The following is a 17,278-nucleotide window of genomic DNA, read 5'->3' as shown; positions in this document are numbered from 1 at the left end:
ATTAAAGGCCCTACGATTGAATCATAGGGCCTTGCTGTTATCATAATTTAATCACCTGAACAGGCCCAAGGAGACCGCTCGGTTCTTGCTGCGCAAATGCCGATAAGAAATCAGGTTGTTCTTTCACTAACGTATTCGTAACTTCAATAATTAGCTTGTTTTTGCCCTTTTTAATTAAGCTATGGATCTCAACGTGATAAGGCGGACAAATGCGCACGCCTGCTTCCTCACCGTTGATCCACACTTCCGCCGTCTCATAGACCTCACCCAAGTCTAAAATTGCTTGGTCCGCAGACTCGTTCCACTCAAATTCCGTCTCATAACGGAAAGTACCTGTAAATCGAGGTAAATAGCTAGGCCCGCTCATATTCGTTAAAGCCCCCAGTTTCCCCCATTCCTTAAAACGAGGATAATGCTCAGACTCTGCAGTGGATACGCTCCATTCGCCCTTTAGCTCAACTCCAGAGCCACATGTATTCTGCGGGAAAGCCCCATAACCTTCAAGGGCAGTACCATGAAGTAGCACGATCGATTCATACGCATGAAGAACAACCTCCACCGCATTCACACCATTCTCCCGATTTACATGTAAACTAGTCAACTGATTACTAAATGCATCATAGGCATATAGATCACCTTGAACTGGCAAAGTTACTTTTCTAAAAATGGTTTGATGCGGATGTTCGTTAAAAAACATAAAAACATCCAACCCATCATGACTATAGTGATAGTTCCGAAGATATGGCTCGTGCTCGTCGACACAAATTTCATAATGTCCATCAGCAATAAGCACTTGAGCCAGATCCTCTAGAGCAACAACCTTTACGTTCTTGTGATTGGCAAGGGAAGCTAGATCGGATGAAACATCAATTCCCTCGCTAGATCGTTCCGGAAGTCCGTCTACAAAACGAACAGCTAACCCTTGCTCAGCAAACTCCGTTAGCCGCCTAATCATCGCTGCAGGAACCGCCTCTGCATAAGGGAAGATTAGGCATTGGAAATCCTCATTATTGACATGCAGCTTGTTGTTTATCACACCTGCATCACGAAGAAGAATATCAATGGGAAGCACATCGCAGTCGATCTGATGCTGCATCAATTGCTTCACGGGCTTTTGGAAATACATCGCTTTCCCAGACCATTCAGCTTCAGCATGATAAACGACAGCCGCAGAAGCTATATGCCTTCCTCCTGAAATCAGGTGACTGATCCGATTCATATATTGATTTAAATGCTTGTAATAGCGGTACTGCGGATTTTTCCCACCTGCATACATTTGCGGTGGACAATCCGGATCGGGTGCTTTCTGAGAAAAAGCATGCGGGACAAAATAATTGACACCGCGGACTAGCATATGATCTGTGAGCCATTTCATTAGCTTCAGACCTTCTGCCCAGCCGTATGCCCCATACACTTCACACATGGTTCGGCCTTGTTTTTTGGGATCGATGTGTGCTAGCGAGACACCAAGCTTAGCGAGGCCATAGTGGAAAAATTCGCTATCTGTATCCCCACCCGGCTTGCTATAAGACAGTTCATCGAAGCCGGGAACAATTTGCCACAGCACTACATCGAGGCCAGACATATCTTGTCCCCACATTGAGCGGAAGAAGTGACCTGGGCCGGGGCCAAGCCTTGCATGCACATTGTTGTCTTCAAGTACATGCCCAATGTATTCTACCCCTCGAGTTCTGCACCACTCGCCGATTTGGCTGCAAAAGTTGTCCGCGTAGAGCTTACTGACGATATTCATATAAGCGTAACGTACGATATTAGATTTTTCTCCACCATCATGCCAGAGTAAATATAGCTGCTCACGGTAGTTCTCACCCAACGCCTGCTCGAGCAAGGCCGGCATTTCACTGCTCCAAGGAAGCGGCACTCCTTGTTTTCCTGGTTTTGAATTGAAGTCAAAGGTTGTCTTATCGTTGTAAAATCCCGGTTCGTCTGAGAAGAATCCGGCAAATGTCTTTCCGAAATCTGCTTTGTATCGTTCATACACAGCCTCATACACCGTGTCGAGCAGAATACGAACGGAATCTCGGTCTAGCGGGTTCAAATAATCTTCTTGCTGCAAGCTGCCGCCATCCTTATTTTCGGACATGATAAAAACGCGCCAATACCCTTCAGGGATATCCCAATAGAGGATACCGTCTTGCACAAGATCCGTGATGTCCATACGTTCATCAAGTATTTCTCCATTCGAAGGATGTCGGCGGACCGCGACAACGGAGATTAATTTATTTTTGCCAGTTGCTCGATGAGTGTCAGAAATCGTCGGCCTAAGCCCACGCAGTAACAAAGTATCTAGCAGCAGAGAGGTTCCTTGTGCAGGACCGAGGGTATCAATGTAGCGTTCAGCTAAAAACTTACGATGGAGCTCCTCCGGAGCCTCCTTCACTTTCCCCGCCGCATGTCCAGTTGGAAAATGATCGTCATCAAGCAGCCATACCTTCATACCGCGATTTCGAGCTTCGTCCATAATAATGTCCATATCCGTCCACCATTTCGGTCCTAGAAAATCCGGATGAGGACGAGCTTCGATACAAACGGCTCCGATTCCAGCTTCATGAACAAGAGCCATCTCTTCACGTATCACCAGTTCTTCCTCACCATGCTGCCAGAGAAATGGAAGGATATAATTATGTTCTTGACCCTCAAGTACTTCCTTAAGACGATTATTCATGATTTTGAAGCCCCCTAATATCAGCCATGATTGTTCAATCCCGAGCTTGGATGGAAATATCCGCCCGACTCCAATGAGAAGCCGCGCGGATATTTAGCACTCACAACTTATTTTTTCACTTTTGCATACCAATCTCTTGCGCGCTTCGTAACCTCTTCGCCGCCCGATTTGTTCCACTTTTCTACAAATTCATCGAACTTGCTGATCGGGAACTGCCCTGTAATGATCTTGCTCGCGTACTCAATATAAAGTGTTCTATTATTGATATCTGGGAACCCTTCATAGACGCTAGCCGGCATTCCATCTCCAGAAATGACTTTCGCATACTTTTGGGCATCCTTCATGATTTGTACGGTTTGATCAATTTCCCACATTCTGTCTTCCGATGCAGTGCTTTTCATAAGATTACTTGTAAAATCAAGGGTCGAAATTTTGGAATAAGGATCAAGGATAAGATTCTCTTGAGTGCTTTTATCATCCGGAAGTTTAACGGCTTTACCATCCTTCATCGTATAGTGCATGCCTTCAACACCAAGGTACAAAGCGTTCCAATTCTTCTTGTCATACATGTTGTTCAGTAATTTTAAAGTTGCCATTAACTTTTTTTGATCCTTGTTGTTCTTCACAACCCATGCTGGAGGTGTAAACCGCTTCCACGTATAGAAACCCTTATAACCTTGAACTTCTGGTAACGGAAGAGAAGCAAAAGTCCCCTTCACTCCGCTGTTCTTTTGTAAATTATCCAAATAAAGATTAGTTTGTTCGGCCCAGTGGAAGTAATTTCCTACCTTGTTAGCAGCAACCTTGCCGTCCCACTTCGCTTTATCGTTCAGCAAGGATTCTTTATCGATTAATCCGTCCTTGTACAACTTGGCGATAAACTCCAACGCAGACTTCATATTCGGTGATACTGCGGAATACGTTAATTTGCCATCGTATAGATCCCAATCCGGATAGCCTTCAAACATAGCTACACCATACATCGCAAACAGTTGATCCATCCAGCGCGCTTCTTGACGGCCGCCAGCCGGAAGCTCGTCTTTCTGTCCATTGCCGTTAGGATCCTTATCCCGGAATGCTTCCAAAACCTTAACATAATCGTCTTGCGTCTTCGGCATCTGTAAGCCCAGTTTGTCTAACCAATCTTGGCGGATCATACCTGAATATCTTCCGTAATCGACCATGCCAGGAATATAATAAATTTTGCCTTGACCTGTGGGATCATTCGCTTTCACAATGTCCCACATATCCTTCGGAATAGCTGCCCATAAATTAGGCGCATATTTCGGCAGCAAATCGGTCAGATCGGCGATAGCTCCGTTTTTTGCTAAACTATTTTCGAGACCCTGCTGAGGTAAAAACAAATCGGGCAGTTCACCTGATGCGATTTTTAGATTTAATTGATTTAAATAAGCAGTTCCACCATTCCATTCCACATACGGGCTAATCACGCCTACGCCTAATTTTTCTTTATAAAATTCATACAATTTGCTGCCTTTTTCGGTTGGTTTATAGCCGATGTTTGTTCCCCAAACTTCAATATCTACAATATCTTCGGCTTTCGCAGTTGCCTCCTGGTTCGGCTTAGCCGACGAAGTAGCTGCACTTTCAGATGAATTCGTTTTGTCGCTACAGCCTGTCACGACTGTAAACGCAAGAGCACTGACGGTCGCGAGTACCCCAAGCTTTTTAATGACCATTCCAAGTTTCCCCCTAATTGTTGAAATCGTATATGTTCCAAGACTCTATGAGCCGTAAAACCAATGTAAGCTTACCCTTTCACAGAACCCAGCATAGCTCCTTTAACGAAGTACTTTTGCAAGAACGGATATACCGCGACAACAGGAATCATGGCAAAAATAACCGTTACCGCCCGAAGTGTGCGCTCATTATAAGCTAAACCAGCTGTAGAGACGGCTCCCGTAACCAAAACGTTATCGTCCGTGATGAATTGACGAATCTTGATTTGCAGCGGAAATAAATTCGTATCTTGCAAAAACATCAGTGGATGCTGGAACTGGTTCCACAAGACAACACCGTAGAATAAAGCCAACGTGGCTAACACGGCCTTAGAAAGCGGAAGTACAAATTGGAACAGCATGCGGAAATATCCGCATCCTTCTATGAACGCAGCTTCCTCCAACTCCTTGGAAAACTGCTTGAAGAATGTGCGCATAATGATTAAATTAAATGGATTTAAGATATGGGGTATGATTAACACCAATGGGTTATTGTAAAGCCCGATACCTTTAACTGTCAGAAAATAAGGAACAAGCGGCGCTTTGAAGATCATCGCAATCACGACACCGATCATAATGACGGGGCCCCAACGGAACTCCGATTTCGACAGTGGGTACGCAAGAAGGGCCGTGACAAGCAGCGCCAAAATCGTTCCAATTACTGTTGTGCCCAGCGTCAAGAAGAACGACTTCCATAGGTCGGGACGATACATCATAAAATCCCAGGAAGCGAGCGTAAATTCCTTCGGCCAAATGGTGACCAGATTCATATCCACCATCCGTTTAGAACTGAACGATGTCGAGAGCACAGAAAGCAGTGGTATCATTGCGATAACGGATACAAGCAGGAGGATAATAGTAACGACTGAACCGAATAGTTTTTCCCCTCTAGATTCCAGCATGCTTACCACAACCCCCCGTCTGACACTTTTTTTGATAACTTGTTGAACGTAAATACCAGAATGAATCCGATTAACGATTGAAATAGTCCGACGGCAGTCGCGAAGCTATATTGCCCTTGCTGTATGCCTGTCCGGAACACGTAAGTATCTAAGATATCCCCTACGCTATAAGTCATTGGCGTTTGTAAATTAAATACTTGGTCAAAACCTAAATCCAAAAAATTGCCAATTTCAAGTAATAGCAACACCAACACGGTCGGCAGCAGCAGCGGAAATGTAACGTGCCGGATTTGCTTGAAGCTAGATGCTCCGTCGATCATCGCTGATTCGTATAACTGTGGGTCTATCGAACTGATGGCTGCCATGTAGACAACCGTTCCCCATCCCGCGTCTTTCCAAATGGAAGTCAACACATATACAACACGAAAGTAGGAGCTTTCCTGCATAACCAATGTGGGTTCATGGTGAAACCATCCCATCACAATGTTAAACAATCCGCTTACTGAGAATAAATCAAACACAATACCAGAAACGATGACCCATGATAGAAAATGTGGCACATACAGAGCCGTTTGGACTCCCTTCTTCAGGGCCGATTTTCGAATTTCATTGATCATGAGCGCCAAAAGAATGGGGATTGGAAATACGATTACAATTCGTAGAAATCCAAGTACCAATGTATTACTGAACACCCTCATAAAATCCGGATAATGGAATAGCGTTTCAAAATTTTTAAAGCCTACCCAAGGGCTATCAAGAAACCCTTTGAACACGGAATAGTTCTGAAAAGCGATCACGGAACCCGCAAGCGGAATGTACTTAAAAATGATGAGAAAAACTATACCTGGTATGGCCATGACATATAGCGGCCAAAACACCTTCATTCGATGAGATGCAACTACTTTCAATTTATTTCCCCCCTGATGTTAGAAGTGTGATTAGCTTCAGCTCCACCTGACTCCTCTACTTCTATTTGATCCAACAATACGGTCATCTGTATCTGGACTCAACATCGAAGTTCTCCATTCCATCACTGAATCCAATGAATTACCGGAGTAATGGTGGATTTAGATATGATTTGTTGAATATGATGGTAAAAAAATAGAAGCGGAGAGCTTTTTCAGCTACTCCGCTTCAGTTATTAATCTTTTTATTCTTTAAATTTACCAGGGGTAATCCCTTTAATTTTTTTAAAGTTACGAATAAAACTGTTTTCGCTAGCGTATCCAACTTTCTCAGAAATCTCAATGACCTTCAAATTCGTATTCTTAAGTAGATCTTCCGCTTTCTCAATTCGTACTTGTGTAATATAATCGTAAATCGAAGTTCCGGTTTCTTGTTTAAAAAGGACATTTGCCTGAGACTGACTGACGCTTCCTGCCTCCGCTACGTGCGACACGCCAATATTTTCTGGATAATGCTCTTGGATGTACTCGACCATCTTCCTAAAATAATTCTCATGTTTTGTTGGTTTTCTCTTCTTCACTTCTTCTGCTAGATAGGTAGCTTCATCTAATGTCATTTGATGCAAATCTGAAAACGTTAACGTTTGAAGGGAATCCAACGAATCCATGATTTCCTGGAACTGTTCATCTTCTGGGTCTCTGAATTTCGTAATAATTTCCTTAATTACATTGGCATACCAGCGGTATACGTGCAGAGGTTTTGAATTTGACGTTTCCCAATCCATCCGTATTTTCTCTAAAATGCTGTTTGTATATTCTGTCTTTCCTTCTTTAATCCCCTGAGCAATTTCATGAATAGTTTCATTTTTAGAGCCAGGGCCTTGCGCTTCTGAATATGGTAATGTTTGCTCCGGCAAATGAAGTTTTTTATACCCCATATACAAGCGATCCAGCAGTAACACTTCAGCTTGTTTGTAGCGACTGCTGAGATCACCGCTAATCGGATATAGCGATTCGGCGACACTTACTGATAATGAAATTTTCAACAGTTTATCAGTCACTTCAATCCCATTCAAAAGTTTATCATAGAGCATTTGCTCATCCATATCAGTAGACAAGGGTTGTACAATGAGGGCACTGCGATCCTGGGTTAAATCTTCAAACTGCACCCTAAAACTCTCTCCCAGAATCTCCTCGAAAATATTACCTACTGCAAACTTCAGTAATAACTGATCATCTTGCTTGTACCCATTCAACCAATTGTAATAGGCATCCACCGAAACAATAACCGCATAAATAGGCAAGTCAGAACGCCATTCTGAGTAAAGCAACCGCCATTTCCGATCAAATTCCTTACGGCGCAGTCTTCCGTAAACCATATCTTGAATAAATTTGGCTTTTAGTTCTTTGTTGCTGCCATGCAAGAAAGTAAGTTGTGTGAGCAGTCTGCCGACATAGGACTCCAACTGAGTGAAGTCAACCTCTAACGCCTCATTTCGATGGCTCCGAACTGTTTTAATCAATCGTTCAATAGGTCTAAACGTAATGCGGTTAACTTGGAAGATAATCAGCATTCCGATCAACATGGTAACCACGGACACTACGAAAGTCATGGTCCGAATCCAATACAATTTGCCAAAAATCTGTTTTTGAGGAACCGCATAAACGTAATTCCATTGCGTTGAAGCTGAAGTCAGGCGAGTAATAAAATATTTATTGGCGTTCACCTGCTCTTTATTATTTTCGCCAATGGAGAATAAAGTTTCTCCTTTTGAGTCTTGAATGATTCGAACTGCCTCATTGTTAGCAGAACCTTCAGGAATGATTTGAGAAAATAGTTTGGAGGATTTCAAGTTTATGATCAGGTATCCGGATATTTTGTTATCTTCGTATATTCGTTTAATGAAACTTATCATTTCGCCTTGATCCTTCATCCTTTTAGCGAAAGTCACATTGTTTGCGTCCTGTTCAGCTAAAGATAATTGAGACAACCAGCCCTTGTCACCAAAGGTATCAATACTGGAATTAAACCCGAAGGGAGAACTGCCAACAATATGGCGATTTTTTTCATCATATAGATAGATACTATCAATGAGCGAATTATTTTGAGTTAGTGTATCCAACATTGTTACAACCCCAAGTATGGTATCCATACTTTTATGATTGTCATAACGCAAGAAATCGATCGTCAGCGGGTCGAGAACTGCATAAATAGACGTTGTCATAATATCGTTCATTTTCCTGTCAACATCGTCCCTGACAAAGGTCAACATCTGCTGGTGCGGAACTTTAATCTCCTCTAATAGTAAATGTCTGGCGAGGCTGTACATGACAGTACCAACCAAAGCAATAGCGAGGCAAATGACCAGTGTAAGTATGAGAATTAATCTAGTTTTGATATTCGAGAAAATCAGTTTCGCTTTGTACTTGTATACATTCATGCTTTCCCCTGCCGTTTTCCCTCATTATTTCTTCTTAGCATACCATTCACGCGCCCGTTTCGTGACTTCGTCTCCACCACTGCTTTTCCATCTTTGTATAAATTCATCAAATTTTTCAATCGGCCAATCACCGACAATAATTTTGGTCATGTATTCTTGATAGAGCTTATTCGATTTAATGTCCGGAAAGCCATCATAGATCGATATAGGAATGCCATCGCCGGCAATCCGTTTACCATCACTTCCAGCTACCATCATCGCATCTATCATCATCTGGGCAACCTTCGGTTCATACTGATCCTGAAGTGTCATTGCCATCTGCTCCGTTGTTATAACAGGAAATAAGTCGATCAGATACGTTTGATCCGAACTGATAGGCAGCCTCTTCTTTTTGCCATCCTTCATTTCAAAATGTTCGCCTTCAATTCCAAAAGAAGCAAAATTACGATTCTCGGGCTTCGCATAAAATTCAAGCAGCTTCATAGCTTCCACTGCGCTTTTGGACGATTTGGGAATCGCCCACTCCATATTATTAATAAGCGGTCTCGGAGTAAAACCATCGAACCCTTCTACCTTGGGGACCGGCATTCCGACAATATAAGCATTCGGATTTAATTTAGGTAAATTCTCGAAAAAGTTTTGCTTAATTCCATAGGGAACATGGTACCAGACGCCAACCTTATCTTGTTGAATCTTTGCTTTCCAGGTTAATTCTTTATTCAAAAATGTTTCATTATCCAGCAATTTGTCTTTGTAAAGTTCTCTGGCAAAAGTAAGAGCTGCTTTCATATTAGAAGTAACAGCTGAGTACGCAAGTTCATCGTTATACAGATCCCAAACCGGGTACCCTTCTACCATAGCAACGCCGTACATTAAAAATATGTCATCCATCCATCGCCCCGCTTCTCGACCGCTGGTAGGAATCTCATCCTTTATACCGTTACCGTTGGGATCTTGATCACGAAATGCCTTAAGGACAGCAACATATTCATCCTTTGTTGTCGGTATCTTCATGTATACCTTGTCTAGCCAATCTTTGCGAATCAATGAACTATATCTAGGATACAAATTAACTCTCGGGATAAAATAAATTTTTCCATCTGGAGAATTAGCTCGCACACTTTCCCACACATCTTGAGGAATAGCCTTCCAAAGGGTAGGCGCATACTGTGGCAGCAAATCATCCAGGGCAAGTAAAGCACCTTGCTTGAGCAGCGTATCTTCAACCCCGTGAGGTAAGAACAGATCCGGTAGTTCATTAGCAGCAATCTTAACATTTAAACCCTTTGTAAAGTCAGTGCCACCATTCCAAGGAAGCGTTGATGTATTAACTACAATACCTGTTTGCTCTGTAACATATTTCATCTGTTTATCGTTTTGCCCAGGCATTCTTCCATAATCACTGAACATGAGAATGTTCACTGCCTTAACTTCCTTTTTCTGTTCACTCTCAGAAGTTTTTCTAGCTTCAGTATCTTTATTACCTGAACTTGCACTTGTACATCCTGCCGCTATTAGGGCAAGCAATGCGCTTGCGGCTAACAATGCAATCATCCGCATCATTCTTGATTGTATTGCCATCTTTCTTGCCCCTTTCAATTTTCAATTATTTTAATATTATATCATTGTGAGGCTCAAGCCCAACATTGTACTTGCTTTTGGTGAAAATACGAAAAAAGCCGCAATCATCGGCTTTTTTCGTTACTCTTTATGGATATTACATGTTCTTTTTAATCTTTGTAAGCTCTCTATTTAGTGCATATAATAACTTGTCAGTGAAGTGGTCGGGCGCCATTTCCGCCAACATATCGATCTTAAATCCTTGCGTCATGCTATATGTTGGTTGCGCTCTAAAGCCTTCTCCCAAATATTTATTTAACACCGCTGCCGCAACTTCATTCTCGAAAAGCTCTTTAAACGTACAACGCGTCGAGTAAACATCGTCCGTAATCTGTAATTCTTCCATCGGGCCATCCATATCGGGCATTTGGAACCAGTTCTGTACCTCTTCCCCTTTTTCCTCAACTGGGGCTTTGTAACTTGGATTCGGTTCGTCCACTTTGTTAAACTTCACAATATCTACGTATCGCGTGTTCTCTTCAGTGGCCACCGCTCGTATTTCAGTAATACCCTCAGCAAGGGATACTTGTTCGAAAATGAAAACTTTATCATCACTGATTTTAGTTTGACATTCAGTTCCATTAACGTAGAGTGTTACTTCCTTGCAGTTGGAATATACCTTAACTTGGATGCTGTTCTCTGCTCGATCAACATGGCGCTTGCTAGTGATATGAACAAATTTCTCTTCGGACCAATGAGCCTTATACATGTAAAAGGCATCTTTCTTAATCTTTCTGTCATAGGAAACAAGACCCTTGTTGTTCCTTCCCTGCACGCCGCCTTCGTCTCGGATATTCGCTCCGAAATCAAACATGTTCCAGACATACGTCGCCCAAAGATAAGGTCTTTCCGCGAAGGTTTTCCAAACCTTTTCATGAAACAGGGCGTGATATTCTTCCGTATAATCTTTAACTTTCGGATCGGAACTATGGTATTGGACAATACCTTCTGCCCCATATTCAGAAATACACAACGGCACATCGGGGTTAATACGGTGGAACTTATCCAGCCAAGGTGCAAAATCCTCAGTCTTCCCGTGGTACCAACCATAATATTTGTTGTAACCAATCACATCCGTCATTCGGTTATATTCATCTTCCTCATTAACAAATAGAACATTGGCCATCGTCGTTAGCCTAGTAGGGTCTTCCTTTTTCGTCAATGCATTCAGCTCTCTAACGAGCCTTCTAACCTCTGGACGTTCACCGCCGATTTGAATTTCGTTCTGAATTCCCCAGAAGATGATGGAAGGATGATTAAAGTTCTGTCTGATCAACTCAACCATTTGCTGCTTCGCATTCACTCCTTCCAATTCATTCTGCGACATAATTGAAATGAATGGGATTTCTGCCCATACTACCATGCCTTCTTGATCACACAAATCATAGAAAAATTGACTGTGCTGGTAGTGGGCTAACCGGATGGATGAGGCACCGATTTCTCGAATGTATCCCATGTCTTCAACTTGCTGTTGTTCCGAAATAGCCCAGCCCATATCTTTCCTGTCTTGGTGTCTCGATACGCCGTTCAAAGGCAGATGCTCGCCATTTAAGAAGAAACCTTTTTCAGGATCCACATGGAAGTATCTGAAGCCAACAGGGATCGACAACGCATCAATCGTGTCATTAAAGCTAATCAAGGATAGGCTGGCACTGTACATATATGGATTTTTTCTACCGTGCCAAAGTGTTGGAGTGTCGATGACGCAAGGTAGTTCTACGGTTTGTGTTTCTCCTGCAGCGAGTACAACTTCCTTCGTGGCGTAGTTGACAACTTGCTTGTCGGCATCCAGAATATCTACCCATAAATTAACCTTTTTCTCTTCCTTACCGTCATTCACAAGGATAGATTTAATGTTCAGTTTGGCTCTTTCTTGAGTTACTTCTTCCTGAACAATATAAACACCTTGTGAACCATGATCCATCAAGTCAAAATGAACAGGCGCTGTAACCACCATATTCACATCGCGGTATATCCCTCCGTAGAACGTAAAGTCTGCTTTCTGCGGATAAACATCATCCACAACGGAATTATCCACTTTTACCGCAAGTACATTGGCAGTACCATATTTAACGACATCTGTTACGTCGAATCTGAAGATAGAATACCCACCTTTATGCTGGCCCAAATGTTGGCCGTTGACATAGACATCCGTGATGCTGTTCGAGCCCTGGAACTCAATAAACAGTTTATTTCCTTCATAAGAAAGCTCAACCGTAAAAGTCTTTCGATACCAACAGGCACCTTGATAATATTCATAACCATTTGCGCCATCTATCGAGTTCCATGTATGAGGAATAGTTACACTTTGCCAATTCTCATCATTGAACCCTACACTTTCAGCTTGCTCTATGTTCTGCCGAATAAATTTCCAAGTATTATTGAACCCAATCGTTTTTCTCATTGTGTTGCCACACTCCCTACCTGAATTGTGAACTGATATTCGCCGCTTCCCACCGTAACTACAATACGTCCATTTTCGTAGTGAGCATCTGGGTAATCACCCGATACACCATTGAGATCGTCTTCATTGCCTGCAAGCATGATCGTCGCTGTCGTATTCGCTGGCACCTCAAAACGATATGTTATGCCACGATCCGTTGTTTCCCAACTTGATGTAATCGTGCCATATGGGGACTCATAGGTAGCGGATGCATGGGTCAGCGTTCCGCCAACCAAAGGCTTCAATATAACATGTTTGTAACCAGGTATCTCCCAAACAGGACGAATGCCCGCTATACCCGCAAAGAGGAAGTTGCACACGGCTCCATACGAATAGTGATTCAGGGACCCAGACAATTCGCCATCAGGCTTAATCCCTTTCCAACTCTCCCAGATGGTCGTCGCACCGTTACTGACCGCATACAGCCATGAAGGGCACTTATCCTGCTCCAACAACCGGAAAGCAACATCTGCGTGACCGTAATCCGCTAGCACTTGAAGAATGAAAGGTGTCGAAAGGAATCCCGTGTTTAAGTGATAATCCTGCTCAATAACCAGTTGTGCCAGCTTGTCTGCGACCGCCTGTTTCTTATCATCAGATGCCAAGTCAAATGCAAGCGTACGGACATTCGGTGCCTGTCTACCTTCCAAGATGGAGCCATCATCCTTAATAAAATACTGGTTGTATACGCGTTTAATTTTCTCATACAGCGCTTGGTACTTGGCTTCTTCCTCAGTCTTCTCGAGCACAGCTGCCATTTCAACCAACAAACGAGTCGAATAGGCGAAGTACGCGGTAGATACATCCGGATGGTTTCCTTTGGTTTTAGTCAGTACGGCCATGAGATCTCTCATTTCCGTGTCCGTTTCAAGCCACTCTCCCCAATGGAACTTCGTATCCCAAATGTAATCAGCGTCACGTTCCCCATCCGTAAAATGGTGATAAGCAGGCGAATCTTGGAATAGTTCATTCGTATTCTTCGCACAGACAGCCATGTAATCGACCCATGCTTTGGCTGAATCGAACTGCTTCTCTAAGATCGTCTTGTCTCCGTAACATAGATACATCGTCCAAGGAATGATAACCGCTGCATCACCCCAGCCGGCAGAACCATCAAGAATACTGGCTGTACCCGGTTTGGGCCTGCGCATGGCTACCATCGGATTTTTGTTATCAGCCATGAATCGTTCCCATTCCTCCATGCTGTGATGCCCGATAACAGTTGGCACGGTGCTGCCGACAGAACCATCAGCAAATTGCTCGGCTGCTACGTCAGCCATCCACTTTTCAAAGAAAGGATACACATGCATGAAATCTGACGCCGTTCTAGAGAATACTTGCGCATCCCCTGTCCATCCCGCTCTTTCCCGAGTTGGACAATCGGTTGGTACCTCCATGAAGTTGCCCTTCTGGCTCCATTTGGAGTTAGATACTAACTGGGTGATTAACGGATTCGAACAAGTGAAATCTCCCGTTTCATCTAAGTCGGAATACACCGCCACAGCTGTAAAATTCTCAGGTGTGATTTCTCCCGGATAATTCTTAACGAGAACATAACGGAATCCGAAGATCGCAAAACGTGGACTATAGCTCTCAACACCATCGCCAGCTGTGATGTAACGAACCTCTTGGAAATCTTCCAATGTTCCATGCTCTGCTAGATTTTGTAAGGTGAAGTTCCCGTGCTGATCTAAGGCTTCTCCATGGATAAGTACAATCTCAGTCCCTGCATCGCCTTGAACGTTCATTTCTACCCAGCCAGCGATATTTTGACCAAAATCGAGAATCGTCTCTCCATTTGGCGTGCGCATCACTTGGGGAGTAAATCTTTCCTTCGCTCTTACCGGGACGCTTCGGGTAGCGATTAAATTATCGAATCCATCAGCTTTGAGCTGGACGTGCTCCCAAGTGGAGTCGTCGTACGACGGCTGATTCCATCCCTCGATGTTGATTCTAGCGTCATACACATCACCCGCTTTCATATCCGATTTCAGCAACGGTCCGCTAGAAGTTCTAAAAGAATCGTCACTGCCGAAGATTTCACGGCTGCCATCCTCGTAATCCAACACAAATTGCCCTAAGAAAGCTACTTTATAACCAAAATTGTTCTTGAGATTTGCTCCGCCTGTAGATCCCCTCCACCAACCATCTCCGAGGATGACGCCTAGTGCATTTGGGCCTTCTTGCAGGAAAGCAGTTATGTCGTAAACTTGATATTGCAAGCGTTTATGATATGAAGTGAACCCTGGCGTGAACAGATGATCCGTCCCCTCAATTCCGTTCAGATAAAAACGGTATAACCCCTTCGCAGTAAGGCAAGCTCTAGCTGATACGAGTCCCTTTTTTACAGTGAATTCTTTACGAATATAGGGAGACGGTTTATACGCGGATATGTCCACTTCTGACTCCGGTTCAATCCAATGAGCTACCCAATCTGAAGCATTCAACATCCCCGTTTCAAAAAAAGCAGGACTACTTAAGGATGACTCTCCTCCCTGATTACTCCAAACCTTAACTCGCCAATACACGCGCTCAAGTGATCTTAATTCCGGGCCTTCATACAAATTACCCTGCGATTGGCTCGTCTCCACCTTGCCACTGTCCCACATCAGATCCGTGAAGCTCTCGGTTGCCGAAGCTTGAATTTGATAGGCGGTTTGTAAAACATTCCTACCGTCACTACGGAGCTTCCAGCCGAGACGAGGCTTTTTGGCATCCAGTCCCAATGGATTTTCCAAATATTCCATTCGCAATGCTATGACTTCCAACATGTCGGAGACCTCCCTTAGCTATGAATTATGTTTATACTGAAACCAATCGAATGACGCTGGTGATTCGCAACGTTTGCCATTACCTGTCGCATACAAGCCGAAATACACACCTGTAAAACCACCGGCCACTTCGGTCGAAATCAATGAGCACTCCCCCGAGCCGAAAGGCTTACGTTCTCCATTTGGTGCTGCGAAGTAGAAGGAATACTGAGCAGGTTCCGCTTCCAAACCGAGAATGATTTCTGTGCCATCGTAAGCTTCTTCAAGCTCCACCTTCCATAATGATCCAATTCGCCTGCGCAGAATGACTTTGCGTTGACCATCCACGCCACGAGCCAGCGCGATTTCATAATGAAAGCGATCGTTCATAAACACGGTAAGTCCCGCTTCTTCGCCTTCATGAACAGGATCAAATGACATGAACGTAGACACGCTGCACTTGAAATGCTGCTGTCTCCGCCCGACGAATGCAGGAGAACTCGCATCATTCAGGGTCACTTCTGAACCATGAAGCGTCAACCAGCCCGACCGCGTTTCAAGAGACCAATCCTCGGCACGCGGATTTCTTAAGAAATTCCACTCCAGCCCCAGCTTATTGGCATTAAAATCATCAACGTCCGGTGTAGGCATATCATCTAGTACGATAGGCAGCGTTTCAGCGTCCATCTTCTCCGCAATCTTGCCGTTATCTCCGATCACAGGCCAGCCCTCCGCTGACCAAGTAACTGGAGCAAGGAACGTTTCTCGTCCCAGATGGTGATGCCTTCCGCTAAATGGAACGGATACAGGACGAATGCCCAGGAAAACCGCCCACCAGCTTCCATCTTCCAGTTGGACAAGATCCGCATGACCTGTCGCTTGAATGGGACTTCCCGTACTCCGGTGGCTTAGGATCGGATTGGCAGGATTGCTTTCAAACGGTCCGTATGGTGAAGCGCTCCTTGCGATCGTCACCATATGCCCGTATTCGGTTCCACCCTCTGCAATCATCAAGTAATACTGCCCATTCACCCGATACAGGTGGGGACCTTCCGCTGATTTACCGCCCGTGCCTTGCCAGACTAGTCGACGTTCAGATAACAGCTTACCTGACTCGATGTCGATTTCGGCTTGATAAATCCCCTTGGGTTCATCTCCGAAGAATCCACCAGTTCCAGTTATATAAGCCCGCCCATCATCATCAAAAAACAGAGACGGATCTACACTCGGCCACTCTGGCCAAATAGGATCAGACCACGGACCTTCCGGAGTTTCCGCCCATACGTAGAAGTTGCGAAACATTTTCACATTCGTAGTAATCATGTAGTAACGGCCGTTATGATAGCGAAGCGTTGGCGCATAAATGCCCATCGAGCTTCTGCAGCCTTCCAGATCCAACTGGCTCTGGCGGGTAAGGCAATGTCCAATCTGTTTCCAATGAACGAGATCACGGCTATGGAAGATCGGAACGCCTGGGAAATATTCAAAAGAACTTGTAACTAGATAAAAGTCGGAACCTACCCGACACACGCTCGGGTCTGGATGGAACCCTGGGATAACCGGATTAGCATATTGAATGGATTTCGATGAATCAGTCATTGATATCTCCCTTTCTTCTTGCAATTCTTATTCCAACATACTGCCTACTGCAGAGCTTTCTATTATCATAAGATTTTATAATATTGCTCACTAACACTCTCACGACGTATCCATAACGTTTTGCCGACCTCTTGTTCAGGGGTATAAAAAAGACCTGCTAGAGATACCATCTAGCAGGCCTTAGATTTCAAAC

At 44.0% G+C, this 17,278-nt stretch carries 9 protein-coding genes; all 9 read right to left on the bottom strand.

Annotated elements, in window-relative coordinates; translation table 11 throughout:
• Positions 1 to 40: 40 nt before the first annotated feature.
• Entirely contained in the window at positions 41 to 2,686 is a 2,646-nt protein-coding gene (locus AC58QC_RS06010; RefSeq protein WP_497414287.1) for a glycosylhydrolase-like jelly roll fold domain-containing protein, read from the bottom strand.
• 107 nt (positions 2,687 to 2,793) lie between these two features.
• Positions 2,794 to 4,386, bottom strand: coding sequence for a type 2 periplasmic-binding domain-containing protein (locus AC58QC_RS06005; RefSeq protein ID WP_497414286.1), 1,593 nt, complete (start codon positions 4,384 to 4,386; stop codon positions 2,794 to 2,796).
• 71 nt (positions 4,387 to 4,457) lie between these two features.
• The gene (locus AC58QC_RS06000; protein WP_497414285.1) at positions 4,458 to 5,327 is read right to left on the bottom strand and encodes a carbohydrate ABC transporter permease; all 870 of its coding nucleotides are present in this window, start codon (positions 5,325 to 5,327) and stop codon (positions 4,458 to 4,460) included.
• Between the two features lie 2 nt (positions 5,328 to 5,329).
• Entirely contained in the window at positions 5,330 to 6,235 is a 906-nt protein-coding gene (locus AC58QC_RS05995) for an ABC transporter permease (protein ID WP_497414284.1), read from the bottom strand.
• A 242-nt stretch (positions 6,236 to 6,477) separates the two neighbouring features.
• Complete coding sequence (locus tag AC58QC_RS05990; RefSeq protein ID WP_497414283.1) at positions 6,478 to 8,673, bottom strand: AraC family transcriptional regulator; 2,196 nt, start codon at positions 8,671 to 8,673, stop codon at positions 6,478 to 6,480.
• A 24-nt stretch (positions 8,674 to 8,697) separates the two neighbouring features.
• Positions 8,698 to 10,254, bottom strand: a complete 1,557-nt coding sequence (locus AC58QC_RS05985) for an extracellular solute-binding protein (protein ID WP_497414282.1) — start codon at positions 10,252 to 10,254, stop codon at positions 8,698 to 8,700.
• Positions 10,255 to 10,390: 136 nt separating this feature from the next.
• Positions 10,391 to 12,697 (bottom strand): glycoside hydrolase family 2 protein, encoded by a 2,307-nt coding sequence (locus tag AC58QC_RS05980; protein WP_497414281.1) that lies wholly within the window; start codon positions 12,695 to 12,697, stop codon positions 10,391 to 10,393.
• On the bottom strand, positions 12,694 to 15,507 hold the full coding sequence (locus AC58QC_RS05975) for a family 78 glycoside hydrolase catalytic domain (protein ID WP_497414280.1): 2,814 nt from the start codon (positions 15,505 to 15,507) through the stop codon (positions 12,694 to 12,696). Before AC58QC_RS05975 ends, AC58QC_RS05980 begins: the two co-directional genes overlap by 4 nt.
• 18 nt (positions 15,508 to 15,525) lie before the next feature.
• Complete coding sequence (locus tag AC58QC_RS05970) at positions 15,526 to 17,085, bottom strand: glycoside hydrolase family 43 protein (protein WP_497414279.1); 1,560 nt, start codon at positions 17,083 to 17,085, stop codon at positions 15,526 to 15,528.
• Positions 17,086 to 17,278: the final 193 nt, after the last annotated feature.

This window comes from Paenibacillus sp. J22P51, from assembly GCF_059692215.1.
Note: the sequence above shows the minus strand (reverse complement) of the source record. Positions and strands in the feature narration are given on the sequence as shown.